Raw genomic sequence first — 25,688 nt, 5'->3', positions numbered from 1 at the left:
GGATAACCGCAGTTTCCACCGGTACTCACAGTTCATCCACCGACTCGCCAACAGATTCATCCACAGGGTGGTCTGTGCACAGGTGGGTTCGTGCACAGGCTGGTGATCTACACCCGTGAAAGCTGCTGTCGCCGAGCGAGAATCGCGCCGAGTACGTGATATGGCGGGTAGCCGACGGGCACCGGGCAGCGCAGCGCCGCACACATGGCCTCGACGAGCTGAGTGCCCAGATAGTGCTGTGTGGGCGGCGTGAGCGTCGGCAGCCGGGTCAGATACCGTCGCGCCGCCCCGGCCAGTTCGTCGGAGATCCCGCTCGGGTCCAGCTGCGCCGACCAGCCGGTCAACCACGGCGGCGCGACGGCCAGCGACGGCATCGGCATGGTCTGGCGGGTGTGCACAACTACCGTTCCGGCGAGCACATCGCCCACCCGCTTGCCATCGCGCGAACACAGCGACGCGACAACGGCCACCGCGCCGAACGCACCGAGCAGCCAGAAATCAACGATCGCGCCCGCCAGGCCACGGGTGAGCGCGTGCCGGAAGTCGATCGGCCCCGCGTCGGCCCGCACGACGCGCAACCCGAACGCCAGTTTGCCCAGCGAACGCCCGCGCGAGACGGTTTCGCTGCACACCGGATAGGCGATCAGCACGGTCACCAACGTGATGACCGCCGTCACCGAGAACCAGGCCGAATCGGCGTCGGTGGCCAGCAGCACCAGCATCAAGACGTATTGCAGTGTCGCGGCGAGCGCGAGCTGAAGCATCAGGTCGAGCAGAAAGGCGCCCGCACGGCTGGGAATGCGCGCGATCGGGAGTTCGAGCGCCACCGCTTCGCCGGTGGTGAATTCAGCCATGTGGCTAGCATTCCCGATATGGACACCGATGCCTACAGCTGGGCGAATCAACGGTCGTGGTATCGGCTCGATCAGCTGGTCCGCCAGCGGAAGTTGTCCGGCGCGGAGGCCGACGAGTTGGTCCGGCTCTACCGGTCGACCTCGCAGCAGTTGGCGAGATTGCAGGGGCACCATCCGGATCCGGAGCTCGTGGACCGGCTCAGTGCGCTGCTGGCGCGGGCCCGGGGGCGAGTACTCGCGGCGCGGTCGCAACCGTGGCGCGAAGTGGGCCGGTTCTTCACCCGGCACTTTCCCGCGGCTGTGTACAGAGCCTGGCCCTGGTGGCTGGGGACAACTGCGATCTTGCTCGCCGTCGCGGGGGTGATCGGCGTGCTTGTGAATCATTCGGCCGCGGCCCGCGACGCGCTGGGGATACCCGCCGGTGACCTGTCGGATGTCACCGGACCTGGGGGTTCGTTCGAGTCGTACTACTCCGAGCACCCCAACGAGGCCTTCGCCGCGAAGGTCTGGACCCACAATTCGCTGGTGTCGGCGATCGCGTTGTTCACAGGCGTACTGATCCTCCCGGCTGTGTACGCACTGTTCATGAATGCGCTGAATCTGGGGATAACCGGTGGATTGATGGCCGAGGCGGGGCGGCTGGATTCGTTCTTCGGCTTCATCCTGCCGCACGGCACGCTCGAGCTCACCGCGCTGTTCGTCGCGGGCGGGGTGGGATTGAAGCTCGGGTGGACGCTGGTCGATCCGGGACCGCGCAGCAGAGCGGCCGCGATGGCGAGGCAGGGGCGTGCGACCGCGACGGTGGCGCTCGGGCTGGTGTGCGTGCTGCTGGTGTGTGGGCTGCTGGAGGGTTTCGTGACGCCGAGCCCGCTGCCCGTACCCGTGCGGATCGCGCTGGGGTTCACGGCCGAGGCGCTGTTCCTCTACTACGTCTTCGGGATCGGCAGGCGAGTGGCCGAGGAACAGGATGCCGAGGCAGCGGTACCGGTCGTGTCGGCGGATCCGGCTGATCGGTGGCTGATGGCGCAGCCACAAGCTCTGGACCGGGCGTGAGCACGCATCTGCACGTACATCTGTGAGGCCGACAACTCCGAGCACACCGCCCGGAGACAGCACCGGACAATCGGCAGCTACAGAAGGTCAAGAGATGGTTTCGAACTCCCCCATTTGAGTTCCGCTGGCCGCAGCGAGTCGGGCTCGAACTGCGGCCAGCGTTACCGTCAACTGTACACAATCGTTATCCCCACGCAACCCCCAACGCGCAGGTCCGGGGTACGAACTGCGAACATGCAAAGCCCTGTGGACGCACCGATTTTCACACCCTCAGCAAACTTCTGGCACCGCATTCATCGAGCAGTCGACAGCACCGAGAATTCACCTCGGGCAAACCTTCGATAACGAGTCGCGCATCCTCGGCGAAGTCCGCGCGCGAATGTCGAGCAAGGTTGCCCCGGATCACACCGAGTCCTGGACATAGCTGTCACCTGGGGTTTCGGCAACGGAATTACGGTTGCCGCCTACTTGAAACGGTAAAAGAGACTTGAAGTTTGTTAACTGCGTTGCAAACGAGATGCGCGCTCAGCAATCACGCTGAAACACCGAATTCATCGCCTCAAACTGGACGGACGACTGGTTGCGAACGGGCCGCCGAACGGACAGATATCGGCAGAAGAACATCCGGAATACAAGGTTGCACGGGCAGTGTGACTTTCGCCTCACCTGCGGGAATCAGGAGTATCCGACCCGCCCGCGGGCAAAGGAACCCGACCTTCGGCTGGGCGGGCGTTTCGAGGTCGGCACGCGGCGGCAGTAGTCAGGGGCCCGCCGAAACAGGCGTGAGGTCGGATCCAGGGTGTGAGACGCACTCACCCGATTCGGACGACCCCGGTGACGGTTCCCTGCCAGAGCGCGCCGCCGCGGGTGATGAGCGCGGCCATCTGCAGCGGGTCCTCCGCGACCGTGCCCGGCAGCGGAGTCGAGGTGCGAACAGCGCCGGTTGCCGGGTCGATAACGACATAGTCGAATCCGTCGAGGGGGGTTGTCGCGTCCGGTCCGATGCGGCGCAGGGTGTGGATGCCGCCGTCGGCGAGAGACAGTCGCGGAACGGCAGCGCTGCGTACCCCGCTGTCCCACACCGGGACACATCCGTCGGCAGTGAGGTCGACCCGGCTCAGGCCGCCCCGGAACGGCGCGCTCGCCGGAACGGCCGGGCCCGCGCCCTCGGGAACGGTGGGATACGGATAGCCGTAGGTACTCGCGACGAAGATCGACGAACCGACCCCGATCGGCGAATTCTCGCTGCCGCCGACGGGGACCGGGACCGAGCAGACCTGCTCACCCGAGCCGGAGCGCGCCACGATCAGCCGCACCCCGTTGTCGGCATTGTCGACGATGGCGAGATATTCGTCGCCGCGCACCGGTCCGAAGTACGTCGGCGTCGAGCCGGTACCCCAGCTGAGCTGACCCGGTTTCCGCGCGGTGCCACGGTCGTAGGCAGACCGCCAAAGAATCTCCGGTTCATCGTTTTTCGCGCGCAGCTCGTACAGCGCGTGTGTACTCGCCACGGCCACACCACCATTGGGCGCGGACGAAATGCTGTTGGCCACCAGTTCCCCGGACGGCAGCGCCACCGTCGCGACACGCCCCTCTCGTCCGACGAACCCGACGACCCCGTGGCCGGTCGCGAACCAGACATCGCCCGTCCAATCGGGAACCAGTCCGGTCACGTTGTCGCCCTGCGGAATCGAGCCACTCAGATCCGCCTGCACGGTGGCGACCAACCGCCACGCACCGTCCTCACCCCGAACATGCGCGACCCGCAACAGCCGCCGCCCACCGTCGACGACCACCAGTCGATTCTCGTTGTCGAGAAAGGCGTATACCCCGCCGAGCAAGCTCCCCTTGGCCAACGGCAACGAGGCAAGCGCCCCACCGACCGAGCCCGACGCACCCGGGTCGAACAGGAACACCGTCGGCGTCTGCCCCGCGATGGCGGTGCACAGCCCCACCACCAGCCCATCCGCGCCTTCGAGCAGTGTCGGGCAAGCCGCGCCGAGCGGATACACCGTGACGTCGGCCCCGGGAGCAGGCCCGGCCAATGGCGTCACATCCGAGGACCCCGCGTCCCCGTGCATGGTCGCCGTCCCGAGCGGACCGAGGAAGGGGTTGGCCGCGAGCGGACCGGTGACCGGCGCCGGGTCCGCCGACGCAGGACCCGACCAGGCGCACGCCGAGGCGAGGACCAGGACAGCGGCGCGGGCAAGGAAGCGGCGGCGGGTTGAAGACGGCACGGTCTGTATCGAACCCGAATTCCGGGCTCAGGAGAAGTATTCCGCTCACCTTGCGGCACCGACGGCGCGAAAACGCCGCCTACGATGACGAAATGACCGGGGTCAAAGATCGCCTGCTCACGACAATCGCCGGGCAGCTCGGCAATCCGCACGGTGTGCTCGGTAAGGGCGTGGCGTTCGTGCTCAATCGGGGGAACAAGCGCGCCATCGCGGCGGCTGTGGATGCCGCGTCGCCGACAGCCGGCGCGACGGTCGCCGATATCGGCTTCGGCGGTGGGGTGGGACTGGAGTTGTCGCTGGCCCGCGTCGGGGCCGAAGGCATGGTGCACGGCATCGAGCCGTCCGCCGATATGCACGTCCGCGCTCGTGGCCGTTTCGCCATGGAGCTCGCGGAGGGCCGCCTCGCGCTCGCCGACGGCACCCTCACCGCGCTCCCACTGCCCGACGCGAGCCTCGACGCCGCCATCACCGTCAACACCATCTACTTCCTCGACGACCTCCCGGCCGCCTGCGTCGAACTCGCCCGCGTCCTTCGCTCCGGCGGCACCGCGGTGATCGGCATCGGCGATCCCGAAGCCATGGCCAAAATGCCGTTCACCCCTTACGGATTCACGCTGCGTCCGGTCGCCGATGTGGTGGCGGCGCTCAGCTCCGCCGGACTCACCGTGGAGCAGCGCACCTTGGCGAATCCGCCGATTCCGCACCACCTGCTGGTCGCCCGCAAGGTGTGATCGGACTCTTGACCGACCGGTCGGTCATGGCTACCGTCGGGACATGAGCACACCGATCACCGTCGCCACACCGCATGGCGACGTGGTCGTGCACCTGAGCGGGCGCTCGCCCGCCGATGCGCCGGGACTGCTCCTGCTGCACGCGAATCCGGGCGACCACCGCGACTTCGATCAGATCGTTCCCACGCTGGGCACGACGTGGGCCGTGGCGGCGATCGACTGGCCGGGCTACGGCGCGTCGACGGTCATCGATCCGGACGCGATCACCGTCGACGCGCTCGCTGACGTAGCCGTGCGAGTGTCGAAGTCGTTGGCGCAGCTCGGTTTCGGTTCGCTGACGGTGATCGGCAACAGCGTCGGCGGATACGCGGCAGTCCGCCTGGCCGAGCGCGTACCGGACCTGGTGCGCGGGCTGGTGCTGGTGCAGTCGGCCGGGTTCGCACCACTGAATGTGGTGACCAGAGCCATGTTCCGATTGATCGCGCGGCCCTCGGTGGCCCGGCGGTTCGTGGTCGTGAACGCACGGCTGTATCTGGGATCGCCACGAAACGAGGGTGTCCAGCCCCTCTTCGAGCGGGCTCGTGAGATACCGGGCGATCCGATCCGGCTCGCTGTGTACCGCAGTCTCTGGCGGAGCCTGGACGACCCGCGCGTCGACCTGGCCGGCGCCGCCCCGCTGCTCCCCGAGGTTCCCGTTCAGGTGGTCTGGGGCCGCAACGACCCGAGCAACCCCTGGCTGGTGAACCGGCGCGGCATCGCCCGCGCCCTGCCCGCGGCACCGGTCGCACTGCTGCCCACCCGGCACGAACCGTTCGCCGAGGTCCCCGAGCTGTTCCTCGAAGCCGTGCGCGAGTTTCTCGCGGGCCGTGCTGGAATGCGGCAATGAGATCCGCCGAGCCCGGTCGCCGGGCGCTGTTGAACGCGGGCAGGCAGCTGCTGGCCACCGAGAACCTGAGCAAGCTCTCGGTCAACGCCATCACAGCCGCCGCCGAGATGGCCAAAGGCAGCTTCTACCAGCACTGGCCCAGCAGGGAGTCCTACCTACTCGCCCTGCACCGCGCCTTTCACGACGAGCTCGACGCCCGGGTCGGCACGGCGACCGCCGATCTACCCCCCGGCGAGGAACGCCTCGCGGCCGGGATCACCGCCTACCTCGACGGTTGCCTGGCCGCTCCCGCGACAAAGGGCCTATTAGTACAGGCGCGAACCGACGCGGGCCTTGCCACCGAAGTGAGCGCCCGCAATTCCGCCGCCGCCACCCTGCTCACCACCGACCTCACGGCGATGGGCTGGACAGACCCGGAGCCCGTCGCCGTCCTGTTGGTAGCGGCAACAGCCGAAACCGCCTTACTCGAGTTGGACACACAGTCCCCGCGACCGGATCTTCGCGCCGCCCTGCTCCGCATCGCCCGCCCCTGACCCCGGAAACGACAGAAGGCCCGATCCAGAAGGATCGAGCCTTTAGTCTTGTGGGCGAAGGGGGACTTGAACCCCCACGTCCTTACGGACACTGGCACCTGAAGCCAGCGCGTCTGCCATTCCGCCACTCGCCCGAGCGACTGGAAAAATCTAACATGCCCCGCGGGCGAAAATAAAATCGATTCCCTGACCTGCGGCGAAGCCGCGGAATCCAGCCGGGGAACCGGGGGGCGCCGCCGGGAGTTACCCAGGTAGAGGATCGTGGATATCATGCAAGGAACGTGGTCGGGTCCGGACACGCCGTAACCAGCGTGTCGAGGAGGGCGGACACGCGCACCGAAGGGAGGGCTGTGATGGGCATCGTGTCGAGATTCGAACGTCGCTTACAGGGCGCTGTCGGTGACGTGTTCGCGAGGGTGTTCGGCGGCAGTGTGGTTCCCCAAGAGGTGGAGGCCGCGCTGCAGCGCGAAGCCGCAGATCAGATCCAGGATCTGGACGGTGGACATCGACTCGCGCCGAACAGCTACGTGATCACGATCAACGAAACCGATCACGGCAAGCTCGACGCCGATCACGACCTGACAACCAAAGCGTTCGCCAAACATCTGCAGGATTACATCCGGGAGCAGGGCTGGCAGACCTACGGCGAAGTACACGTGGCGTTCGAGGCATCACCTACGCTGCACACCGGAATGTTCAGAGCGAGCGGCCGCGTCGACCCCGACGCCGGTCGCGGGACGGCCCCACCTCGCACCGGACCGCCACAACGACCCGCACACCCGCAACCAGGAGCTGGCCCCATGACGCATAACTCAGGCTACGAGCCAAGCCGAGAGCCCGCGGAGTCCGATCCACGCAACCGCGGGTACGCACCGCCGCCCGCCGGCGCGCCAGGGGCTCCCTACCCGGCAGACGACTACGGCCGCGGTGGCGGCTACGGCGCGCCCGAGGCGCAGCCCGGATATGGCGACGCGTACGGCCAGCAGGGTGGCGACTACCAGAACGGCTACGACCCCGCCGCGCCCGCTCAGCAGGGCTACGGCCAGCAGGGTGGCTACGGCGCCGCGCCCGCGTACGGCGAGCCCGGTTACGACCAGCAGGGCGGCTACGGCCAGCAGGCGTACAGCCAGCAGGGTGGCTACGGCGCGCAGGGCGCCCAGCCCGGTTACGCCGAGCCCGGCTACGACCAGCAGGGCGGCTACGGCCAGCAGGGCTACGCCGAACCCCAACAGCAGGGCTACGGCCAGCAGGCCGGCTACGGCCAGCAGGGCTACGCCGACCCGGGCTACGACCAGCAGGGCGGCTACGGCCAGCAGGGCTACGCCGAACCCCAACAGCAGGGCTATGGCCAGCAGGGTTACGGCGCGCAGCCCGGCTATGCCGAGCCCGCCTACGGCCAGGAGGAGCAGGGCGGCTACGCCCAGCCCGCAGGCGGCTACGGCCAGCAGGGCTACGGCCAGCAGCAGGGCGCGGGCTACGCCGCCGCTCAGTCGAGCTACTCGGCCACGCTCCAGCTCGACGACGGCAGCGGCCGCACCTACGCGCTGCGCGAGGGTTCCAACATCATCGGCCGCGGCCAGGATGCCCACTTCCGGCTGCCCGACACGGGCGTGTCGCGTCGGCATATCGAGGTGCGCTGGGACGGCCAGACGGCCATGCTCTCGGACCTTGGTTCCACCAACGGGACGCTCGTCAACGGTTCCCCCGTGCAGGATTGGCAGCTCGCCGATGGCGACGTGATCCGGGCCGGACATTCCGAGATCCTGATCCGGATCGTCTGATCCCGTAAGCTGCGCGGTGCACGTCACGAGTCGACGCTGTCGGCTCTATGATGCTGCCATTACACGCACGGTCCCGACCTCGGGGCCCGCAAGCCAGCACGCTGGTGGGGGTGGTTCGGCCCGCACCTGCCGTACCGACGTACCCGGGCAAACAGGAGGTGGAACGCCGTGCAGGGATTGATCCTGCAATTGACCCGCGCGGGGTTCCTGCTGCTGCTCTGGTTGTTCGTCTGGGCCGTTCTGCGGACCTTGCGCAGCGATATCTACGCGGCATCCGGCATACGGATACAGCCGAGGGCAACCCGCGGTAATCGCGGATCCATCGGTCTGCCCTCCTTCAGCCGAAGCCAGAAGGGCGCCAAGTATCTAGTGGTGACTCATGGTTCACTCGCCGGCACTCGAATCACCCTCGGCACGCAACCGGTTCTCATCGGACGCGCCGACGATTCGACGCTGGTACTCACCGACGACTACGCCTCGACCAGGCACGCGCGACTGTCTCAGCGTGGTGACGACTGGTACGTGGAAGACCTCGGTTCCACCAATGGCACGTATCTCGACCGCGCGAAAGTCACCACCGCCGTCCGTGTTCCGCTCGGCACTCCGGTGCGAGTCGGCAAAACAGTGATCGAGCTGCGATCGTGACACTTGTTCTGCGCTACACCGCGCGAAGCGACCGCGGACTCGTCCGGGGCAACAACGAAGATTCGGTCTACGCGGGCGCACGCCTGTTAGCGCTGGCCGACGGCATGGGTGGGCACGCCGCCGGAGAAGTGGCCTCGCAGTTGATGATCGCCGCACTGGCGCATCTCGACGACGACGAGCCGGGCGAGGACATCCTCGGCAAGCTCGACCACGCCACGCATTCCGGCAACGCCGCCATCGCCGACCACGTCGAGGCCGAACCCGAACTCGACGGCATGGGCACCACGCTCACCGCGATCCTGTTCGCGGGCCGCAAGCTCGGCCTCGTCCATATCGGCGACTCGCGGGCCTACCTGCTGCGCGACGGCGAACTCGCCCAGATCACCCGCGACGACACGTTCGTGCAGTCGCTGGTCGACGAGGGAAGGATCACCGCCGAACAGGCGCACACCCACCCGCAGCGTTCGCTGATCATGCGTGCCCTCACCGGCAACGAGATCGAGCCGACGCTGATCATGCGCGAAGCCCGCGCCGGTGACCGTTATCTGCTGTGCTCCGACGGACTTTCGGACGTGGTGAGCGACGAGACCATCGGCAACACCATGCGCGAGGGCAACACCGACGAGTGCGCCGACCGGCTCATCGAGCTGGCGCTGCGCAGCGGTGGTCCGGACAATGTGACCGTCGTCGTCGCCGATGTGATCGACCTCGACTACGGCCAGAGCCACCCGATTCTCGCGGGCGCCGCCTCCACCGAGGAGGAGGAAGACTCCCCGCCGCCGAATACCGCGGCAGGGCGAGCCGCCGCCATGCGTCCGCCCCGCGCGCAACCGCGCCGGGCCGCCGCCGCGCCGCCGCCGCCGGAAACGAAGTCGCACAAGCTGCGCTGGCTGCTGTTGTCGCTGGCGTTGATCGCCGCGGTGGCCATCGGACTCGTGGTGGGCTACAAGATGATTCGCAGCAACTACTACGTGGGCGCCGACAACGACAAGGTGGTCGTGATGCGCGGCCTGCCCGGTTCGATCCTCGGCTACTCGATCCACGACGTGGAGCTCACGGGCTGTGTGAACAGCAAGAGCGAGCTCACTCTCGTCGAGGTGGGCAAGCCCGCGCCGAGCGGTTGCAAGACGCTGATGGTCAGCGACCTGAAGCAGACCGGGCGCGAACAGGTGCAGAAGGGCCTGCCGCCGGATTCGCTGGACAAGGCGCGCGGCAGCATGAAGGTGCTGGCGCAGAACGAGCTCCTTCCGCCCTGCCCGAAGAAGGAAACGGTCCCCCAGCCCGGCGTGCTGCCGCCCGAGCAGACCCCGGTGATCCCCGGTGGCGCACCGACTCCCGGCCCTGACCAGCCCTCGACACCGACCACGACCACCCCGGCGCCGACCACCACAACTGTTCCTCCGACAACCCCGCAGATCTCAGGGGAGAACTGCCGGGTGACGGACTGATGTCCGCACCGCCACCGCCGTCGGCTGGGGCGTTCCCCAGTCCCCCTGGTGGATTCGCGCCGGCGCCGCCGCCGTCGACGCGACGCAACCAGGAGTTGCTGTTGCTGGCGGGCGCGGCGGGCATCACGACGGTGTCGTTGTTCATCGTCGAGGCGAGCCAGGAACAGTCGATCACCACCGACATCGCCAAGTACGGGGTGGCGTTCCTCGCGCTGTTCGGGATCGCGCATCTCGCGGTGCGCCGGTTCGCGCCGTTCGCGGACCCGCTCCTACTACCGATTGTGGCGCTGCTCAACGGATTGGGGCTGGTGCTGATTCACCGGCTCGATCTCGCCGAAGCGCAGAAGGCGGCGTACGACGCGACAGCGGTCCCCTCCCCCGACGCCAACCAGCAGATCATGTGGACCGGCCTCGGCATCGTGGTGTTCATCAGCCTGCTCATCGTCTTGCGGGACTACCGCACGCTGGCGCGCTACACCTACACACTAGGCCTGGTCGGGCTGGTCGCGCTGGCGATTCCGGCACTGTTGCCGAGCCGGTTCTCCGAAGTCAACGGCGCCAAGATCTGGATCCGGCTGCCCGGATTCAGCATGCAGCCGGGCGAATTCGCGAAGATCCTGCTGATCATCTTCTTCGCGGGCGTTCTGGTGGCCAAGCGTGATCTGTTCACCGCGGCGGGCAAGCACTTCCTCGGCATGGAGTGGCCGCGGCCACGCGATATGGGCCCGATCCTGATCGTGTGGATCGTCTGCATCGGCGTGCTCGTGCTCGAAAAAGACCTCGGCACTTCGCTGCTCATTTTCAGCACGGTGTTGGTGATGATCTACATCGCCACCGAACGGGTGGGCTGGCTGATCATCGGCGGCGGGCTGCTCGCGCTCGGATTCGTGTTCGCCTACGAGCTGTTCGGGCATGTGCGCGTGCGCGTGGACACCTGGCTGCACCCGTTCGACGACTACCACAACACCGGCTACCAGATCTCGCAGTCGATGTTCGGCTTCGCCACCGGCGGGCTCGCGGGCACCGGCCTCGGCAGCGGACGACCCCAGCAGGTGCCCTTCGCCAAGACCGACTTCATCGTCACCACCATCGGCGAGGAACTGGGCCTGATCGGGCTCACCGCGGTGCTGATGCTGTTCCTGATCTTCATCGTCCGCGGGCTGCGCACCGCGCTGGCCGTGCGTGACAGCTTCGGCAAGCTGCTCGCGGCCGGGTTGTCGTTCACCATCGCGATCCAGATCTTCGTGGTCGTCGGCGGTGTCACCAAACTGATTCCACTCACCGGTCTGACCACGCCGTTCATCTCCTACGGCGGTTCGTCGCTGCTGGCGAACTACGCGCTGCTCGGGCTGTTGATGAAGATCTCCGATGCGGCTCGCGCACCGGCACCGGCCCGTAAGCGCGCGCCCGCACCGATCGCCGACGCGGCCACGGAACTGGTCCGCAGGCCGGAAAGCAGGGTGAGCGAATGAACACACCTCTGCGTCGTGTCGCCGTCGCCGTCATGGTGATGGTGGTGGCGTTGCTCGTGAACGCGACCTACCTGCAGGTGGTCAAGGCCGACGATCTGCGTAGCGATCCGCGTAACTCACGGGTGCTGCTCGACGAGTACTCGCGCCAGCGCGGTCAGATCTCCGCGGGCGGCACCGTGCTCGCCGGCTCGGTCGCGACCGACGACCGGTACAAGTACCTGCGCGAATACCCCTCCGACCCCTCCGCGTACGCACCGGTCACCGGCTTCTACTCGATGCAGTACGGCAAGACCGGGCTCGAGCTGGCCGCGGACCCGCTGCTCTCGGGCAACGACTCGAGCCTGTTCGGGCGTCGGCTCATCGACATGTTCTCCGGGCGCGATCCGCGCGGCGCGAACGTGCTCACCACGCTGAATCCGATGATGCAGCAGGTCGCCTACGAACAGATGACCTCGAAGGGCTACACCGGCGCGGTCGTGGCGATCGAGCCGAGCACCGGCAAGATCTTGACCATGGTCTCCACGCCCAGCTACGACCCCAACGAACTGTCGGGCCACGACGGCGCGGCGGGTCGGGCGGCCTGGGAGCGGCTGAGCACCGACCCGAGTCAGCCGATGCTCAACCGCGCTGTCTCGCAGACCTATCCGCCGGGGTCGACGTTCAAGACCGTCGTCACCGCGGCCGCGCTGTCCAACGGTGTCGCCGGTCCGAACGACCAGTTCACGGCGGCGCCCAACATCACCCTGCCCGGGACCAGCACCACGCTGGAGAACTACAACGGCACCACCTGCGGTGACATGCCGACGGCCAGCCTCTACGACGCGTTCCGGCGTTCGTGCAACACCGCGTTCGTCGAACTCGGCGTGAAGGTCGGCGCGGCCAAACTCAAGGACGAGGCCGCCGCGTTCGGCATCGGAGTCGAGGATCCGCCCAGTGTGCCGATCCCGGTCGCCGAATCGACCGTCGGCCCGATCCCGGACAACGCCGCGCTCGGCCAGTCGAGCATCGGTCAGCGCGACGTGTCGGTGACACCGCTCAATGTCGCGGTGATCGCCGCGACCATCGCCAACGGCGGCACCAGGATGCAGCCGTATCTGGTCGATCAGACCCAGGCGCCCGATCTGTCCGAGCTCAGCAAGACCAAACCGGTCAGCGTCGGGCAGGCGGTGAGCCCCCAGGTAGCGTCGACCCTGACCGATCTGATGGTCGCCTCGGAAGCCAATACCGTGGGCGGTGGGCGGTCGCCTTACCAGATCGCGTCGAAGACCGGAACCGCCGAACACGGCAGTAATCCCCGTAACACCCCGCCACATGCTTGGTATATGGCCTTCGCGCCCGCGCAGAACCCGAAGATCGCCATCGCGGTGATCGTCGAGAACGGCGGCAACAGGCAGTTGGCTGCCACCGGAGGTTCGGTGGCGGCACCGATCGCCAGGTCTGTGCTAGACGCGGGCCTGGCAGGGGGCTGAACGAAATGAGTGTGCGAGTGACAACACGGGGGCCCCGATGCTGAACAACGGCGCCATGATCGCCGACCGCTACCGCCTGCAGCGGCTCATCGCCACGGGCGGTATGGGTCAGGTGTGGGAAGCGATGGACACCCGGCTCGATCGCCGGGTGGCGGTCAAGGTCCTCAAAACCGAGTTCTCCGCCGACCCGACCTTCCGTGCGCGGTTCCGGGTGGAAGCGCGCACCACCGCGCAGCTCAACGCACCCGGGATCGCGGGCATCTACGACTACGGCGAGACCACCGACCCGTCGGGCGGCGAGACCGCGTACCTGGTGATGGAGCTCGTGCAGGGCGAACCGCTCAACGCGGTGCTCAACCGCATGGGCAGGCTCTCGGTCATCCAGGGTCTGGACATGCTCGAGCAGACCGGGCGCGCGCTCGAGGTCGCGCACGCGGCAGGCGTGGTGCACCGCGACGTGAAGCCGGGCAACATCCTGGTGACGCCGACCGGTCAGGTGAAGATCACCGACTTCGGCATCGCCAAGGCGGTCGACGCCTCGCCGGTGACCAAGACCGGCATGGTGATGGGCACCGCCCAGTACATCGCGCCCGAACAGGCCGTCGGCGAGGACGCCACCGCGGCCTCCGACGTGTACTCCCTCGGCATCGTCGGCTACGAAGCACTGGCCGGAGTCCGTCCGTTCACCGGTGAGGGCGCGATCACCGTCGCGATGAAGCATGTGCGCGACGCGCCCCCGCCGATGCCCGACGACCTGCCCGCGAACGTGCACGAACTGATCGCCATCACGATGGCCAAGGATCCGTTGCAGCGCTACAGCAGCGGTGGCGAGTTCGCCGACGCCGTGGCCGCGGTGCGCGCCGGACACATGCCGCCGATCCCCGGCGGCGCCACCGGTCCGTCGATGACCGGTGCGACCCGGGTGCTGCCGCCCGGCCCGACCGTCGCGATTGCCGCGGCCGGTGCCGCCGCCGCGGCCGACTACGACGGCGCGACCATGCGCTTCGGCCATCAGCCGGGCGGCCCGGTCGGTCCGCCGACCGGCGGTTACAGCGGTCCGGCCACCCAGGCGGCCGCGCCGGCGCCGGTCCCCGCGAGCAACGCCAAGAACAACCAGAAGTGGCTGATCGCGCTCGGTGTCGGCGCGCTGCTGCTCGGTGGCGGCGTGCTGTGGTTGCTGTTCGGCACTGAACCGAACCGGGATTCGGGCACCACGACCACCACCGTGCAGACCACCAAGCCGGTGCCGCCGCCGGTGACCACCACCAGGCCCGTGCCGCCGCCGGTCGTCACCGAGGAACCGCCGACCACGACGGAACCGCCGCGTCCGACGACCACCACCGAGCCGCCGACGACGACCACCGAGCCCACCACCACCACGGCGCCGCCGACCACCACCAGCAAGACCAAGCCGACGACGACGCCGAAGACAACCAAACCGGAAGCGACCACCACGGCGCCCGCCGGCGGAACAACCACCGTGGGCCGCCCCCGGCTGCCCACCTTCGACCTGCCGTTCCCCGACAGCGACACTGCCGTAGGCCCGACCATAGGACAACCATGACGACCCCGAAGAATCTCTCCTCTCGGTATGAGCTGGGCGAGATCATCGGGTTCGGCGGCATGTCGGAGGTGCACCGCGCCCGCGACGTTCGCCTGTCCCGCGACGTGGCGATCAAGGTGCTGCGCGCCGATCTGGCCCGCGATCCCACGTTCTACCTGCGGTTCAAGCGCGAAGCGCAGAACGCGGCCGCGCTGAACCACCCGGCCATCGTGGCCGTGTACGACACCGGCGAGGCCACCGTCGACGGCGGGCCGCTGCCCTACATCGTCATGGAGTACGTCGAGGGCGACACCCTGCGCGACATCGTGCGCGGCAAGGGACCGCTGGCGCCGCGCAAGGCGATGGAAGTCGTGGCCGATGTGTGCGCCGCGCTCGATTTCAGCCATAAGGCCGGAATCGTGCACCGTGACATGAAGCCGGCCAACATCATGATCAACCGCGCGGGTGCGGTGAAGGTGATGGACTTCGGCATCGCGCGCGCGATCGCCGACAGCGCCAACCCGATGACCCAGACCGCCGCGGTGATCGGCACCGCCCAGTACCTCTCACCCGAGCAGGCACGCGGCGAGACCGTCGACGCGCGCTCCGACGTGTACTCGGTCGGCTGTGTGCTGTTCGAGATCCTCACCGGGCAGCCGCCGTTCACCGGTGACTCGCCGGTCGCTGTCGCCTACCAGCACGTGAAGGAAGATCCCCCGCTGCCGTCGTCGGTCAACCCCGGCGTACCGCGCGAGCTCGATTCGGTGATCCTCAAGGCGATGGCCAAGAACCCGGCCAACCGGTACCAGACGGCCGCGGAGATGCGGGCCGACCTGATCCGGGTGCTCGGCGGGCAGAAGCCGAGCGCGCCGATGGTGATGAACGACGAAGACCGCACCGACTACGACGACGAGCCGGGCCCGCGGACCTTCCACGATCGCCGCGACGACACCTCCGAGCACCCCGCGGTCGGGCCGCCCGGCGAGGAACGTAACCGCACCGGGCTGATCGCGCTCGGTGTCGCGGCCGCGCTCGCCGTGGCGTTCGGGTTGTTCTGGGTGCTGGTCGGGCCGGGCAGCCGGGCTGATCAGGTGGCCGTTCCCGACCTGTCGGGCAAGCCGGCTCAGCAGGCGCAGAACGAACTACAGCAGTCCGGTTTCTATGTGGCCGTGCAGGAGAAGCCGGACGGCAAGGTGGCGCCGGGCAATGTGATCGCGACCCAGCCGCTCGGCGGTTCGCGCATCGACGAGGGCAGCACGGTGACGTTGCAGGTCTCGACCGGCCCGACGCAGGTGCAGTTGCCGCGACTGTTCGGGATGAGCCAGACCGAGGCCGAGCAGAAGCTGAATTCGATCGGCCTGCAAATGGATCCGAACGTGGTGCGCAAGGCGTCGAGCACAGCCGAGAACGGCAAGGTGATCGCGCAGGATCCGAGCGAGGGCGTGCGGGTCGACATCGACCGGCCGATCGTCGTCACCATCGGCAGCGGTCCGGAGCAGGTCCGGGTGCCGACCGTGGTGGGCCAGGACATCTCGATCGCCCAGCCGAATCTGGTCGACCCCGCCGGTTTCAAGGTCGAGATCCAGGAGGTGAAGTCCTCGCTGCCGAAGGGCCAGGTGCTCGCCACCAACCCGGCGGGCGGCAGCAACGCGGAGAAGGGCTCGACCATCACGGTCCAGGTCTCCGCCGGTGACCGCATCACCGTCCCCGATCTCACCGGGCTCACGCCGGTGCAGGCCCAGGAAAGACTGCGCGGCGAAGGGTGGACCGGTCAGCTCAGCCAGACCACGGTGATCACCCTCGACGGCAATGCCTCGGGCAAGGTCGTCGGGCAGAGTCCGGCGGCCGGTTCGACAGTGACGATCAACGGCAATGTGGTGCTGCATGTAGGAGCTTCACCGATTCCGCGTTGAGGTCTCGATTGGATGGCGAACGCGTCTGTCGCGCCTACACGGGCGCAGAATGAGGCTGCTTTCATCCCATCCAGCGTTGCTGACGAGGAGGTATAGCCCCTATGACGACAGCCAGGGACATCATGAAGCCCGGTGCGCAGTGGATCACCCGCGGTGACACCGTGGCGACCGCGGCGACGGCGATGGCCGATCTCGGAGTCGGGTCGCTCGTCGTCGCCGATGACGACGAGCGCATGTGCGGCATCATCACCGACCGCGACATCGTGGTGAAGTGCGTCGCGCTCGGACTGTCTCCCGATCTGACGACGGCCGCGGAACTCTGCGAGTCGACACCGCGATGGGTGAGCGCGGACGCCGATGTGGAAGACGTGCTCGACCAGATGGAGTCGCACCGGGTGAAGCGGATGCCGGTGATCGAGAACAAGCGCCTGGTCGGAATGATCAGCGAGGCCGATCTCGCTCGCCACCTCGACGACAATCAGCTCGGCGAATTCGTGACCGCCATCTACGGACGGCCGTGAGCTAGCTCAAATCCAGGTGGGTGTTCATCGACATGGCTTCGGTGGCCAGGTCGGTGAGCTCCACTACACGCACGCCGTGGGTGCGGAGTTTGTCCACACCCTCGCAGGCGGCGACGAACAGGCTCGGCTCGCGCCAGGCGATGACCACCGTGGGAATGCCCGCGGCCAGAATGCGATCGGTGCACGGCGGCCGGGTCGCGGTGGCGCGGGTGGAGCACGGTTCGAGGGTGCTGTAGATCGTTGCCCTGGTCAGGCGGGGGTCGTCGGGGTCGAGCTTGTTCAGCGCGGCCTCTTCGGCGTGTACCTTCGCGTCGGTTTCGCGGGAGAAGCCGGTCGCGATCTCCACCCCGTCGGCGACGATCACCGCGCCGACCGAATAGGCCGTCTCGCTGGGGGGACAGTTCCTGGCGAGTTCTATCGCCCTGTGCATGAACCGGTGGTCGGTGTCGTCGTAGCTCATGTCTTTTCCCTGTGGTGGGCGAGTTATCCACAACCCTCGCGTGATGTGGAATCTGTCATGTTCAGGTGTGGAGAAAAGTTGTCCGCGAACTGTGGACAGTGCGATTTTCCCAGGTCAGTGCAGTGATTCCATTCGCGGTACCAGTTAGTTGCGGGGCCTGGAATCAGGTCTGACCAGGTAGTTCAGCACAGCGACATCCCCAAGTTGTTCCACACCCGCCAGGTGCAGCCTGCGACCGGCGCCGCCGGGGAAATCGGCCGGTCCGACGAAGCGTGGGGCCGCCGGGTCGCCGACCAGGATCGGAGCGATCGCCAGGCGGATCTCGTCGACCAGGTCGGCGGCGAGGAAGCCGGTGTGCATGCCGGTGCCGCCTTCGACCATGAGCCTGTGGATGCCTCGGTCGCCGAGGTCGGTGACGAGAGCGGAGAGCGCGAGTCGCTCACCGAGGCTGACCACCTCGGCGAGTCCGTCGAGCCGATCGCCCAGCTTCGCGGCGCCCGCGCTGGAGGTGTAGACGAGTTTGTCGCCGCCGGTGTGCCAGAAGCTCAGGTGTGGATCGAGATCACCGGAATCGGTGACGGTCACTTTCACCGGATACTCCGGTTTGCCCGCCGCCACCCGCGCGGCCCGGCGCTCGGCGCTGTTCACGAGCAACCGGGGATTGTCGCTGCGCAGTGTCTGCGCACCGATCAGGATCGCGTCGGATTCGGCGCGGATCTGGTCGACCCGATCGAAGTCGGCCGTGTTCGACAGCAGGAGTCGCTGCGCACTCGCGTCATCGATATAGCCGTCGAGACTGGCCGCCACCGAGAGCAAAACCTTCATTTGGTCACCAGCGCGGCGACCTCCGCCTCGAGCGTGGCGACGAGTGCCTCCGACGGACGTTCGCCGCAGACCTCCAGCCAGTTGGCGAGCATCCGGTGCCCGCCCTGGGTGAGCACGGACTCGGGGTGGAATTGCACGCCGTGGATGGGCAGAGTGCGGTGACGCACCGCCATCACGATGCCGCTCTCGGTGTGGCCGACGACCACGAGTTCGTCGGGCATGGTGTCGGGGAGAACGGTCAGCGAGTGGTAGCGGGTGGCGGTGAAGGGGTCGGGTAGCCCGGCCAACACGCCGGACCCGAGATGGAACACGTCGCTGGTCTTGCCGTGCAGCAGTTCGGGCGCTCGGTCGACGGTGCCGCCGAACGCCTCGCCGATCGCCTGATGTCCGAGGCACACGCCGAGCAGCGGCATGGTGTGCTTCGCGGCCGCGTGCACGAGCGGGATGCTCGCTCCCGCCCGGTCGGGGCTGCCGGGGCCGGGGCTCACCAACACGCCGTCGAACGCGCCGCCCTCGTCGCCGGTGGTGAGCAGGGTGTCCAGATCGTCGAGGCGGGGATCGTCATTGCGCCAGACCACGACGTCGGCACCAAGCTGGCCTAGGTACTGGACCAGGTTGAACACGAAGCTGTCGTAGTTGTCGACGACCAATACACGCATGCGTCGAGGGTACGTGGCGACCCAGTAGGTCGTCGCATCCATTACCTGGTGGGATAGCCTAGGAGTTACCTGTACTCCGAATTCGAGGACGTCATGCCCAAGTCCAAGGTCCGCAAGAAGGCCGACTACACCCCGAGCCCCGCCAGCCGTACGCCGGTGAAGGTGAAAGCGGGGCCGTCGCCGGTCTGGTACGTCGCGATCATGCTGGGCTTCATGCTCGCCGGCCTGGTGTGGCTGATCGTTTACTACCTGGCACAGGACCACATCGCTTTCATGCTCGATCTGGGTGCCTGGAACTTCCTGATCGGGTTCGGCCTGATGGTCGTCGGCCTGATCATGACCATGCGATGGCGCTGATCGCAGCGGATTACACCCGTGTTATTCATGCACACCTGTGGATAACCCTGTGCACAACTCGAGGATAGAGGGGCGAACAACCGCGTGAACGACGCACAACCTGTCTCGTGGTCGACCCCTACCGCAGGCCTGCTCGTCGTCACCGGCGGCGGAATCCTGCTGGTCGTGGCCGCAATTCTCGCTCAGGACGGGCCGAGCAGGCTACTCGTCGGCGTCGCCGCTGTGGCGGTGCTGGCAACGGCCGTGCTCGGTTTCCGGCAGCGCCCCCGGCTCACCATGATTCCCGGCGCCGCGCCGCGCCTGGTGGTCGGCACGTTCACCGGTCCGAAAGACTACCCGATCGACCGGATCGACCGGATTCGGATGGTGTCCTACCGCCGGATCGGCCGCAAAAGCGCGATGCTCGAGGTCGACGTGCACCACGAGGGCACCGAGCGCTTGCTGATCTTCGGCCGCTGGGACCTCGGCACCAACCCCCACGATGTGTACGACACGCTGGTCGTCAACGGCTTCGCCTCGGTGACCTCCGACTGACGTTGTTTCACGTGAAGCAAAGGACTCCCCGCCGTGATTCGTCACGGCGGGGAGTTTTTTGTGGCTGTGATCAGTCGATACTCACGGCTGAGATGATGACCGGGTCGGTCGGGCGATCATTGCGATCGGTCTTCACCGAGGCGATCGCGTCGACCACCTTGCGCGAATCGGGGTCGACCACCTCGCCGAAGATCGAGTGCTTGCGGTTGAGATGCGGCTGCGCGCCGACGGTGATGAAGAACTGTGAACCATTGGTCTCGGTACCGGCGCCCGCATTGGCCATCGCGAGCAGATAGCCGCGGTCGAAGCGTAGATCCGGGTGGAACTCATCGGCGAACTCGAAGCCCGGCCCACCTCGGCCGGTGCCTGTCGGATCGCCGCCCTGGATCATGAACCCCGGGATGATCCGGTGAAAGACGGCGCCGTCGTAGAACGGGCCACTTTCCGTACCTCCGGCATTGACGGTGGAGTACGGCGCGGTGCCGTCGGCGAGACCGACGAAGTTGCGCACCGTCTTCGGGGCGTGGTTACCGAAAAGCGCGATCCTGATATCGCCGTGGTTGGTGTGCAGAGTCGCCACGGCCGTCTGGTTGGGTGAGGTCACGCAGTTATGGTGCCACGCGGCACGCCGAATCCGTTTGTGCCACAGTGGTCGAATGAAGCTTCGTAATCCACTGCTCGCGTCGCTCGCGCTCGCCGGGGCGGGCGCCCTGGCCTACCTGGCCCGCGCCAAGCGTCCGCAACTGCCGGAACCGGCCGCCGAGCCGCCGCGTCTGGGGTATTCCCGCAACGGCTCGGCGCACTAGTTCCGGCTGTCGATCAGCGGCTGACCGACTTCTTGTACTGGATCTGAGCCAGCGGCACGAACACGACCAGGATCACCACGATCCAGACCAGCGATGTGGTGATCGGATGCTGCATCGTCCAAGCCTGCGAGGGTGGCGCCAGCGGGTTGACGTTGCCGAACAGGTTGCGCACCGCCTGGGTGACCGCGGACATCGGATTCCACTCGGCGAACACCCGCAGCGGTGTCGGCAGAGCGTCGATCGGCACGAACGCGTTGGACAGGAACGTCAGCGGGAAGATCACCATGAAGCTGGCGTTGTTGAACACCTCCGGTGCCCGTACGAGCAGGCCGACCACGGCCATCATCCACGACAACGCGTACGCGAAAAGCAACATCAACGCGTAGGCCAGCACCGCATCGAGGAACGACCCGCGGATACGCCAGCCGACGAGCAGGCCGGTCAGCGACATCACCACCAGGCTCACGATGTTGATCACCACATCGCTGACGGTGCGACCGACCAACACTGCCGATGACGCCATCGGCAGTGTCCGGAATCGGTCGATGATGCCCTTCTGCATGTCCTCGGCCAAGCTCGCGCCGGTGAACGAGGCGCCGAACACCACGGTCTGAACGAAGATGCCCGCGATCAGGAATTCTCGGTAGCCGCCTTCCACACCCTCGACCTTGATCGCCGAGCCGAAGACGTAGGCGAACATGAGCACGAACATGATCGGCGACATCGTCGTGAAGATCAGCACGTCGGGCACGCGCTTGATCTTGATGACATTGCGTTTGGCGATAGTGATGCTGTCGCTCACCACCATCGACAGTCGTTCGCCGAGGCTGGGACGGTGCACCTCGGCCTTGTCGAGTGCGACGCTCATCGGTTCTTTCCTTCCGCGGCGCCCACGGTCTCCGACTCGCGATCGCCGTTGACGAGTTCTTCGGCCTCGTGCCCGGTGAGCGTCAGGAAGACGTCGTCGAGCGAGGGTCTGCGTAGTGCGACATCGTTGATGTCCACCTTGTGCTCGGTGAGCCTGCCGATCGCGGTGACCAGGTCCTGCGATCCGTCGGCCACCGGCACGATGAGCTTGCGCAGCCCGGGTTCGAGATGGATCTCGCCATCGGCGAGCCCACTGAGCACCTGCTGGGCGACGGCCAGTTGGTCGACGGCGCCGACGGTGAGTTCGATCCGGTCGCCACCGACGAGGGCCTTGAGTTCGTCGGCCGTGCCGCGCGCGATCACCTTGCCGCGGTCGATCACCGCGATCGAATCGGCGAGGCGGTCGGCCTCGTCCATGTACTGGGTGGTGAGCAGCAGCGTGGTGCCGCCGGCGACCAGTTCCTCGATGACATCCCACAGATCGAGCCGGGCACGCGGGTCGAGACCGGTGGTCGGCTCGTCGAGGAACAGCACCGGCGGATTGGCCACCAGCGCGCCCGCCAGGTCCAGGCGCCTGCGCATACCGCCGGAGTAGCCCTTCACCGGACGGTCGGCGGCGTCGCTGAGCCGGAAGCGGTCGAGCAGTTCGCGGGCCCGTTCCTTACTGCGCTGGGTGCCGAGGTGGTAGAGCCTGCCGACCATCTCGAGATTCTCGAAGCCGGTGAGGTATTCGTCGACCGCGGAATACTGGCCGGAGGCGCCGATGCGCGAGCGCAGGGCCTGTGGATTGTTGAGTACGTCGATGCCCGCGACGGTGGCGGTGCCCTCATCGGGTATCAGCAGAGTGGTGAGAACGCGAACAGTCGTGGTCTTTCCCGCGCCATTGGGGCCGAGAAGCGCGGTGACGGTACCTTCCGGAACGGACAGGTCGAGTCCGTCCAGGGCGACGAGCTGCCCGTACCGTTTGACCAGACCCTCGGCGACGATTGCGTCGGGCATGATTCTCCTGAAGTCGTGGTTGGCGATGTTTTGCCCAGTATTGCCCTACCCACCGACAAGTCGCACCCCAAATTTCAGCGGGCCCGCGCTTCAGACGTACACAATTGTTCGACATGCCGACGCGATGCGACACGCGGCGAATCGGACTGATTTTCTGTCACAGAGCACGAACGAGTACGTCGGTTCCCTGGGTGGTTGCCAGGCGCGGCACGAGAACATGTTCACCGGCAATTCCCCGTAAAACCTTGCGTACCAGCCGATTCCGTTCTTCGTAAGACACCTGACAGGTATCGAGCGCCCACACCGGCCCCTCGCCGCACCCCGGACCACCACCGATACCCGCGCCGACACCAGGAAAATCTCGCCAACTCGCCAGGTGCGCGCACACTAATTCCGCGCGTATCGCGTAGGATCGTTCACGTCGGCCCCTCCCCCCCGGGCCGACCCTACGCGGGCCTCGGCTAACTCCCCCCCTTCGCCGAGGCCCGCTCCCCATTTTCCGGCAAGGTCGCAGCTCGGTACACCACCCGATGCGCACCGATACGCCGAGCGTCACAGTCCGGCCACGTTCCGGCGATCACCCGGCTACCAGGGTTATCGTCGCCCCATGGTGCCTGGTCGCGGTGCGATCGCCGGGGTCGTCTTATCGATGACGATCCTGGTCGGCTGCACCGGCTCCACCGACGACGAACACCCCACCGCGACGCCCTCCGCCGAGGTCCCCCCGAATCAAGTCGCCGGCGTCGCCCTGCCCGCCGACGCGGTCGACAAGGCCATCGGTCGCCTCGACGAACTGGCGGGCTCGCTGATGGACTCCAGTGGTATCCCAGGGATGGCTGTGGCCGTCGTCCACGGTGGAAAGACCGTGTATGCCAAGGGTTTCGGAGTTCGCGAAGCCGGCGCTCCGGACAAGATCGACGCCGATACCGTCTTCCAGCTCGCCTCGGTGTCGAAGTCGCTCGCCGCGACCGTCGTGGCCAACCAGGTCGGCGCGAACACGGTCGAGTGGACGACGCCGGTGGTCGCTCATCTCCCGTCGTTCGCGCTGGCCGATCCCGCCACCACGGCCCAACTCACCGTCGGCGACCTGTTCGCGCACCGCAGCGGCCTGCCCGACCACGCGGGCGATCGGCTCGAAGACCTCGGCTACGACCAGGCCGCGATCCTCGACAAACTTCGCCTCGAACCCCTCGACCCGTTCCGCGTCACCTACCACTACACCAACTTCGGGCTCACCGCCGCGGCCGAATCCGTCGCCGCGGCGGCCGGCAAGGACTGGGCCCAGCTGTCGGCCGATGCCCTCTACACACCGCTCGGCATGCGCGACACCAGCTCTCGCTTCGACGACTTCCGTGCCCGTCCGAATCACGCGGTGGGGCACGTGAACATCGACGGCGAATGGGTCGCCCGCTACGTGCGCGACCCCGACCCCCAGTCCCCCGCGGGCGGCGCGAGCTCGTCGGTGAACGACATGGCCCGCTGGCTCACGATGCTGCTCGGCGACGGCACGACGGGCGCGACCACCATCGCCCCGCCCGAAGCCCTGCTGCCCGCCGTCACACCCCAGATCGTCTCGGCGCCGCCCACGACCCCCACCGCACGGGCAGGCAGCTACGGGTACGGCTTCAACGTGTCGGTCTCCTCGGCGGGTCGCACCGCCAACAGCCATTCCGGCGCCTTCTCCCTCGGCGCGGCGACCAACTTCCTGGTGATCCCGTCCGCCGACGTGGCCATCGTCGCGCTGACGAACGCGGCGCCGCTGGGCATTCCGGAGACCCTGACCGCCGAGTTCGGCGATCTGGTGCAGTTCGGCGAGGTGCGCGAGGACTGGCGCGGGCTGTACCGCGACGCGTTCGTCGCGGCCGACGCACCGGAAGGCGACCTGTCCGGCAAGACTGCCCCGTCCGATCCGGCTCCCGCACAGGCACTGTCGACCTACACGGGCACCTACGACAGCGACTACTGGGGCCCCGCGACGATCTCGGCGACACCGACCGGCCTGGTCCTCACCATCGGCCCCGCACGGCGGGAGTACCCACTGCGGCACTGGGAGGGCGACACCTTCGCCTTCGAGCCCAGCGGCGAGAACGCCCCGCCCGGCAGCGTCTCCTCGGCACGGTTCACCGACGGCAGGCTGACCATCGATTACTTCGACGAGAACGGCCTCGGCACCTTCGCCAAGAGCGGTTGATCAGGCGAGCGCGCGCCATGCGGTCGCCAGCCGCGCCGCCCTGACCTTGCCCGCCACCCCGAGCAGCGGAACGTCACGCTCCCAGCGCTTCCTGACCTCGGGGTCCACCGGCGCCCACAGTGGCTCCAGTTCGGCCCGCAAGCCGGTCAGCCGATCGAAGAGACCGCCGAGCGCGATGTGCACACCCGGAGAGCTCGGATCCTCGGCGCCGACCCCACGTACCGCCGCAAACAGCGCCAGCAGCTGTTCTACGGGCTCAGCAGGCCACTGGGACAACCTGGCCACCCGAACCAGCTGACCGAGCACAGCGGCCACCACATGCAGGTCCTCGACCGTCCGGAACGGCTTCAGATAGTCCGTGTAGCCGTCACCGGGCAGCATTTCGCCCGGCGCGGCATCGAAGGTGACTCCCGCGTGCGGGATCTCGGGCGCGAACGGCAACGCGGGCAACGGCGACACCGCGGCGGCCGCACCGGCGGGCACCAGCACAGCTCGCAGGATCGGCCTGCCGTCGGGCTGGGTACCGGATCGGGCGATCACCAGGAACCGATCGGCGAACGTACCGAGCGTGGCAAAGGATTTCGTTCCGCTGACGGCGCCGTCCTCGCCCACCGTGGTGGTCATCGTCGACGGCCGCGCGCCGGCGCCTTCGGTCGCGCACATCGAGGACAGCTCGGTGGGATCGAGCGAGGGCACCAGCGCGTGCAGCGCTTCCTGATATCCCCCGAGAAACGCGGGACCTGTGCCGGCACTGTCGAATCCGGCGATCGCCGCGCGGTCGATGGAACTCGCGAAATCGCGGGACCGTGCGCGGTGACGTGCCCATTCCGCCGCGAAGTCAGTCGAAACCGAGTCGGCGGGGGTGGCGGTGAGGAGAAAATCGAATACCGAGGAATTCACAGAT

General features: G+C 67.3%; 25 protein-coding genes and 1 tRNA gene. 16 read left to right on the top strand and 10 right to left on the bottom strand.

Annotation, left to right across the window (positions count from 1 at the left end; genetic code table 11):
- Positions 1-107: 107 nt before the first annotated feature.
- Complete coding sequence (locus OHS03_RS28420) at positions 108-854, bottom strand: RDD family protein (RefSeq protein ID WP_062992350.1); 747 nt, start codon at positions 852-854, stop codon at positions 108-110.
- Between the two features lie 18 nt (positions 855-872).
- On the opposite strand from OHS03_RS28420, the gene OHS03_RS28415 reads away from it, so the two are divergent.
- On the top strand, positions 873-1,907 hold the full coding sequence (locus OHS03_RS28415) for a stage II sporulation protein M (protein WP_328658283.1): 1,035 nt from the start codon (positions 873-875) through the stop codon (positions 1,905-1,907).
- Positions 1,908-2,719: 812 nt separating this feature from the next.
- Here the strand turns inward: OHS03_RS28415 and OHS03_RS28410 are convergent.
- Positions 2,720-4,153 carry a hypothetical protein gene (locus tag OHS03_RS28410; RefSeq protein WP_407942526.1) on the bottom strand — a complete coding sequence of 478 codons (1,434 nt, stop codon included), beginning with the start codon at positions 4,151-4,153 and terminating at the stop codon, positions 2,720-2,722.
- Between the two features lie 83 nt (positions 4,154-4,236).
- On the opposite strand from OHS03_RS28410, the gene OHS03_RS28405 reads away from it, so the two are divergent.
- Genes OHS03_RS28405 through OHS03_RS28395 form a run of 3 tightly spaced genes read left to right on the top strand, consistent with a single transcriptional unit; the run spans position 4,237 to position 6,294 of the window.
- Positions 4,237-4,875 carry a class I SAM-dependent methyltransferase gene (locus OHS03_RS28405; protein ID WP_328658281.1) on the top strand — a complete coding sequence of 213 codons (639 nt, stop codon included), beginning with the start codon at positions 4,237-4,239 and terminating at the stop codon, positions 4,873-4,875.
- Between the two features lie 43 nt (positions 4,876-4,918).
- Entirely contained in the window at positions 4,919-5,761 is an 843-nt protein-coding gene (locus OHS03_RS28400; protein WP_328658278.1) for an alpha/beta fold hydrolase, read from the top strand.
- Positions 5,758-6,294, top strand: coding sequence for a TetR/AcrR family transcriptional regulator (locus tag OHS03_RS28395; protein ID WP_328658276.1), 537 nt, complete (start codon positions 5,758-5,760; stop codon positions 6,292-6,294). The genes OHS03_RS28400 and OHS03_RS28395 overlap by 4 nt, the downstream gene beginning before the upstream one ends.
- A 51-nt stretch (positions 6,295-6,345) precedes the next feature.
- Here the strand turns inward: OHS03_RS28395 and OHS03_RS28390 are convergent.
- Positions 6,346-6,428, bottom strand: a tRNA-Leu gene (locus OHS03_RS28390).
- A 219-nt stretch (positions 6,429-6,647) separates the two neighbouring features.
- On the opposite strand from OHS03_RS28390, the gene OHS03_RS28385 reads away from it, so the two are divergent.
- The 8 genes from OHS03_RS28385 to OHS03_RS28350 all read left to right on the top strand — a co-directional run bounded on the left by OHS03_RS28385 (position 6,648) and on the right by OHS03_RS28350 (position 17,086).
- Positions 6,648-8,075: an FHA domain-containing protein gene (locus tag OHS03_RS28385; protein ID WP_328658274.1), complete on the top strand. Its 1,428-nt coding sequence runs from the start codon at positions 6,648-6,650 to the stop codon at positions 8,073-8,075.
- A gap of 168 nt (positions 8,076-8,243) precedes the next feature.
- Positions 8,244-8,720 (top strand): FHA domain-containing protein FhaB/FipA, encoded by a 477-nt coding sequence (locus OHS03_RS28380; RefSeq protein ID WP_062992366.1) that lies wholly within the window; start codon positions 8,244-8,246, stop codon positions 8,718-8,720.
- Entirely contained in the window at positions 8,717-10,168 is a 1,452-nt protein-coding gene (locus tag OHS03_RS28375) for a PP2C family protein-serine/threonine phosphatase (RefSeq protein WP_328658272.1), read from the top strand. The genes OHS03_RS28380 and OHS03_RS28375 overlap by 4 nt, the downstream gene beginning before the upstream one ends.
- Positions 10,168-11,640, top strand: coding sequence for an FtsW/RodA/SpoVE family cell cycle protein (locus OHS03_RS28370; RefSeq protein WP_328658270.1), 1,473 nt, complete (start codon positions 10,168-10,170; stop codon positions 11,638-11,640). The genes OHS03_RS28375 and OHS03_RS28370 overlap by 1 nt, the downstream gene beginning before the upstream one ends.
- Positions 11,637-13,109 carry a peptidoglycan D,D-transpeptidase FtsI family protein gene (locus OHS03_RS28365; RefSeq protein WP_056822559.1) on the top strand — a complete coding sequence of 491 codons (1,473 nt, stop codon included), beginning with the start codon at positions 11,637-11,639 and terminating at the stop codon, positions 13,107-13,109. The genes OHS03_RS28370 and OHS03_RS28365 overlap by 4 nt, the downstream gene beginning before the upstream one ends.
- Before the next feature lie 37 nt (positions 13,110-13,146).
- A complete protein-coding gene (locus OHS03_RS28360) occupies positions 13,147-14,673 on the top strand; it encodes a protein kinase domain-containing protein (protein WP_328658269.1) in 1,527 nt (508 codons plus the stop codon).
- Entirely contained in the window at positions 14,670-16,565 is a 1,896-nt protein-coding gene (gene pknB, locus OHS03_RS28355) for a Stk1 family PASTA domain-containing Ser/Thr kinase (protein WP_328658267.1), read from the top strand. The genes OHS03_RS28360 and pknB overlap by 4 nt, the downstream gene beginning before the upstream one ends.
- A 101-nt stretch (positions 16,566-16,666) precedes the next feature.
- Positions 16,667-17,086 carry a CBS domain-containing protein gene (locus OHS03_RS28350; protein WP_056822566.1) on the top strand — a complete coding sequence of 140 codons (420 nt, stop codon included), beginning with the start codon at positions 16,667-16,669 and terminating at the stop codon, positions 17,084-17,086.
- 1 nt (position 17,087) lies between these two features.
- Here OHS03_RS28350 and OHS03_RS28345 read toward each other — a convergent pair whose 3' ends face one another.
- The 3 genes from OHS03_RS28345 to OHS03_RS28335 form a co-directional block, all read right to left on the bottom strand.
- Positions 17,088-17,546, bottom strand: coding sequence for a deaminase (locus OHS03_RS28345; RefSeq protein WP_056822568.1), 459 nt, complete (start codon positions 17,544-17,546; stop codon positions 17,088-17,090).
- Positions 17,547-17,690: 144 nt separating this feature from the next.
- The gene (locus OHS03_RS28340) at positions 17,691-18,371 is read right to left on the bottom strand and encodes a RibD family protein (RefSeq protein WP_328658265.1); all 681 of its coding nucleotides are present in this window, start codon (positions 18,369-18,371) and stop codon (positions 17,691-17,693) included.
- Positions 18,368-19,030 (bottom strand): aminodeoxychorismate/anthranilate synthase component II, encoded by a 663-nt coding sequence (locus OHS03_RS28335; RefSeq protein ID WP_328658262.1) that lies wholly within the window; start codon positions 19,028-19,030, stop codon positions 18,368-18,370. The genes OHS03_RS28340 and OHS03_RS28335 overlap by 4 nt, the downstream gene beginning before the upstream one ends.
- A gap of 93 nt (positions 19,031-19,123) precedes the next feature.
- Here OHS03_RS28335 and crgA point away from each other — a divergent pair, with 93 nt between their 5' ends.
- Both crgA and OHS03_RS28325 read left to right on the top strand, forming a co-directional pair.
- Positions 19,124-19,387, top strand: a complete 264-nt coding sequence (gene crgA, locus OHS03_RS28330; RefSeq protein WP_056822573.1) for a cell division protein CrgA — start codon at positions 19,124-19,126, stop codon at positions 19,385-19,387.
- Between the two features lie 84 nt (positions 19,388-19,471).
- Entirely contained in the window at positions 19,472-19,921 is a 450-nt protein-coding gene (locus OHS03_RS28325) for a PH domain-containing protein (protein ID WP_063055334.1), read from the top strand.
- 70 nt (positions 19,922-19,991) lie between these two features.
- Here OHS03_RS28325 and OHS03_RS28320 read toward each other — a convergent pair whose 3' ends face one another.
- Positions 19,992-20,525, bottom strand: coding sequence for a peptidylprolyl isomerase (locus OHS03_RS28320; protein ID WP_056822577.1), 534 nt, complete (start codon positions 20,523-20,525; stop codon positions 19,992-19,994).
- Between the two features lie 52 nt (positions 20,526-20,577).
- Between OHS03_RS28320 and OHS03_RS28315 the strand changes: the two genes are divergently transcribed.
- Positions 20,578-20,727: a hypothetical protein gene (locus OHS03_RS28315; protein ID WP_165610294.1), complete on the top strand. Its 150-nt coding sequence runs from the start codon at positions 20,578-20,580 to the stop codon at positions 20,725-20,727.
- A 13-nt stretch (positions 20,728-20,740) separates the two neighbouring features.
- On the opposite strand, the gene OHS03_RS28310 is transcribed toward OHS03_RS28315, so the two are convergent.
- Positions 20,741-21,535: an ABC transporter permease gene (locus tag OHS03_RS28310; RefSeq protein ID WP_056822830.1), complete on the bottom strand. Its 795-nt coding sequence runs from the start codon at positions 21,533-21,535 to the stop codon at positions 20,741-20,743.
- A gap of 56 nt (positions 21,536-21,591) precedes the next feature.
- Positions 21,592-22,593: an ATP-binding cassette domain-containing protein gene (locus OHS03_RS28305; RefSeq protein ID WP_328658260.1), complete on the bottom strand. Its 1,002-nt coding sequence runs from the start codon at positions 22,591-22,593 to the stop codon at positions 21,592-21,594.
- 607 nt (positions 22,594-23,200) lie between these two features.
- On the opposite strand from OHS03_RS28305, the gene OHS03_RS28300 reads away from it, so the two are divergent.
- Entirely contained in the window at positions 23,201-24,784 is a 1,584-nt protein-coding gene (locus OHS03_RS28300) for a serine hydrolase (protein ID WP_328658257.1), read from the top strand.
- On the opposite strand, the gene OHS03_RS28295 is transcribed toward OHS03_RS28300, so the two are convergent.
- Positions 24,785-25,684 (bottom strand): acyl-CoA dehydrogenase family protein, encoded by a 900-nt coding sequence (locus OHS03_RS28295; RefSeq protein WP_328658256.1) that lies wholly within the window; start codon positions 25,682-25,684, stop codon positions 24,785-24,787.
- Positions 25,685-25,688: the final 4 nt, after the last annotated feature.

The sequence above is a fragment of the Nocardia salmonicida genome (genome assembly GCF_036142455.1).
Lineage (GTDB): Bacteria > Actinomycetota > Actinomycetes > Mycobacteriales > Mycobacteriaceae > Nocardia > Nocardia salmonicida.
This window is presented reverse-complemented; position numbering and strand designations above follow the sequence as displayed.

Excerpts from the sequence above, each read along its gene's own strand:
- crgA (WP_056822573.1), top strand. The coding sequence starts at position 19,124 with ATGCCCAAGTCCAAGGTCCGCAAGAAGGCCGACTACACCCCGAGCCCC.
- OHS03_RS28385 (WP_328658274.1), top strand. The coding sequence starts at position 6,648 with ATGGGCATCGTGTCGAGATTCGAACGTCGCTTACAGGGCGCTGTCGGT.
- OHS03_RS28370 (WP_328658270.1), top strand. The coding sequence starts at position 10,168 with ATGTCCGCACCGCCACCGCCGTCGGCTGGGGCGTTCCCCAGTCCCCCT.
- OHS03_RS28345 (WP_056822568.1), bottom strand. The coding sequence starts at position 17,546 with ATGAGCTACGACGACACCGACCACCGGTTCATGCACAGGGCGATAGAA.
- OHS03_RS28300 (WP_328658257.1), top strand. The coding sequence starts at position 23,201 with ATGGTGCCTGGTCGCGGTGCGATCGCCGGGGTCGTCTTATCGATGACG.
- OHS03_RS28400 (WP_328658278.1), top strand. The coding sequence starts at position 4,919 with ATGAGCACACCGATCACCGTCGCCACACCGCATGGCGACGTGGTCGTG.
- OHS03_RS28415 (WP_328658283.1), top strand. The coding sequence starts at position 873 with ATGGACACCGATGCCTACAGCTGGGCGAATCAACGGTCGTGGTATCGG.
- pknB (WP_328658267.1), top strand. The coding sequence starts at position 14,670 with ATGACGACCCCGAAGAATCTCTCCTCTCGGTATGAGCTGGGCGAGATC.
- OHS03_RS28365 (WP_056822559.1), top strand. The coding sequence starts at position 11,637 with ATGAACACACCTCTGCGTCGTGTCGCCGTCGCCGTCATGGTGATGGTG.
- OHS03_RS28395 (WP_328658276.1), top strand. The coding sequence starts at position 5,758 with ATGAGATCCGCCGAGCCCGGTCGCCGGGCGCTGTTGAACGCGGGCAGG.
- OHS03_RS28315 (WP_165610294.1), top strand. The coding sequence starts at position 20,578 with ATGAAGCTTCGTAATCCACTGCTCGCGTCGCTCGCGCTCGCCGGGGCG.
- OHS03_RS28340 (WP_328658265.1), bottom strand. The coding sequence starts at position 18,371 with ATGAAGGTTTTGCTCTCGGTGGCGGCCAGTCTCGACGGCTATATCGAT.
- OHS03_RS28350 (WP_056822566.1), top strand. The coding sequence starts at position 16,667 with ATGACGACAGCCAGGGACATCATGAAGCCCGGTGCGCAGTGGATCACC.
- OHS03_RS28305 (WP_328658260.1), bottom strand. The coding sequence starts at position 22,593 with ATGCCCGACGCAATCGTCGCCGAGGGTCTGGTCAAACGGTACGGGCAG.
- OHS03_RS28420 (WP_062992350.1), bottom strand. The coding sequence starts at position 854 with ATGGCTGAATTCACCACCGGCGAAGCGGTGGCGCTCGAACTCCCGATC.
- OHS03_RS28405 (WP_328658281.1), top strand. The coding sequence starts at position 4,237 with ATGACCGGGGTCAAAGATCGCCTGCTCACGACAATCGCCGGGCAGCTC.
- OHS03_RS28335 (WP_328658262.1), bottom strand. The coding sequence starts at position 19,030 with ATGCGTGTATTGGTCGTCGACAACTACGACAGCTTCGTGTTCAACCTG.
- OHS03_RS28310 (WP_056822830.1), bottom strand. The coding sequence starts at position 21,535 with ATGGTGGTGAGCGACAGCATCACTATCGCCAAACGCAATGTCATCAAG.
- OHS03_RS28360 (WP_328658269.1), top strand. The coding sequence starts at position 13,147 with ATGCTGAACAACGGCGCCATGATCGCCGACCGCTACCGCCTGCAGCGG.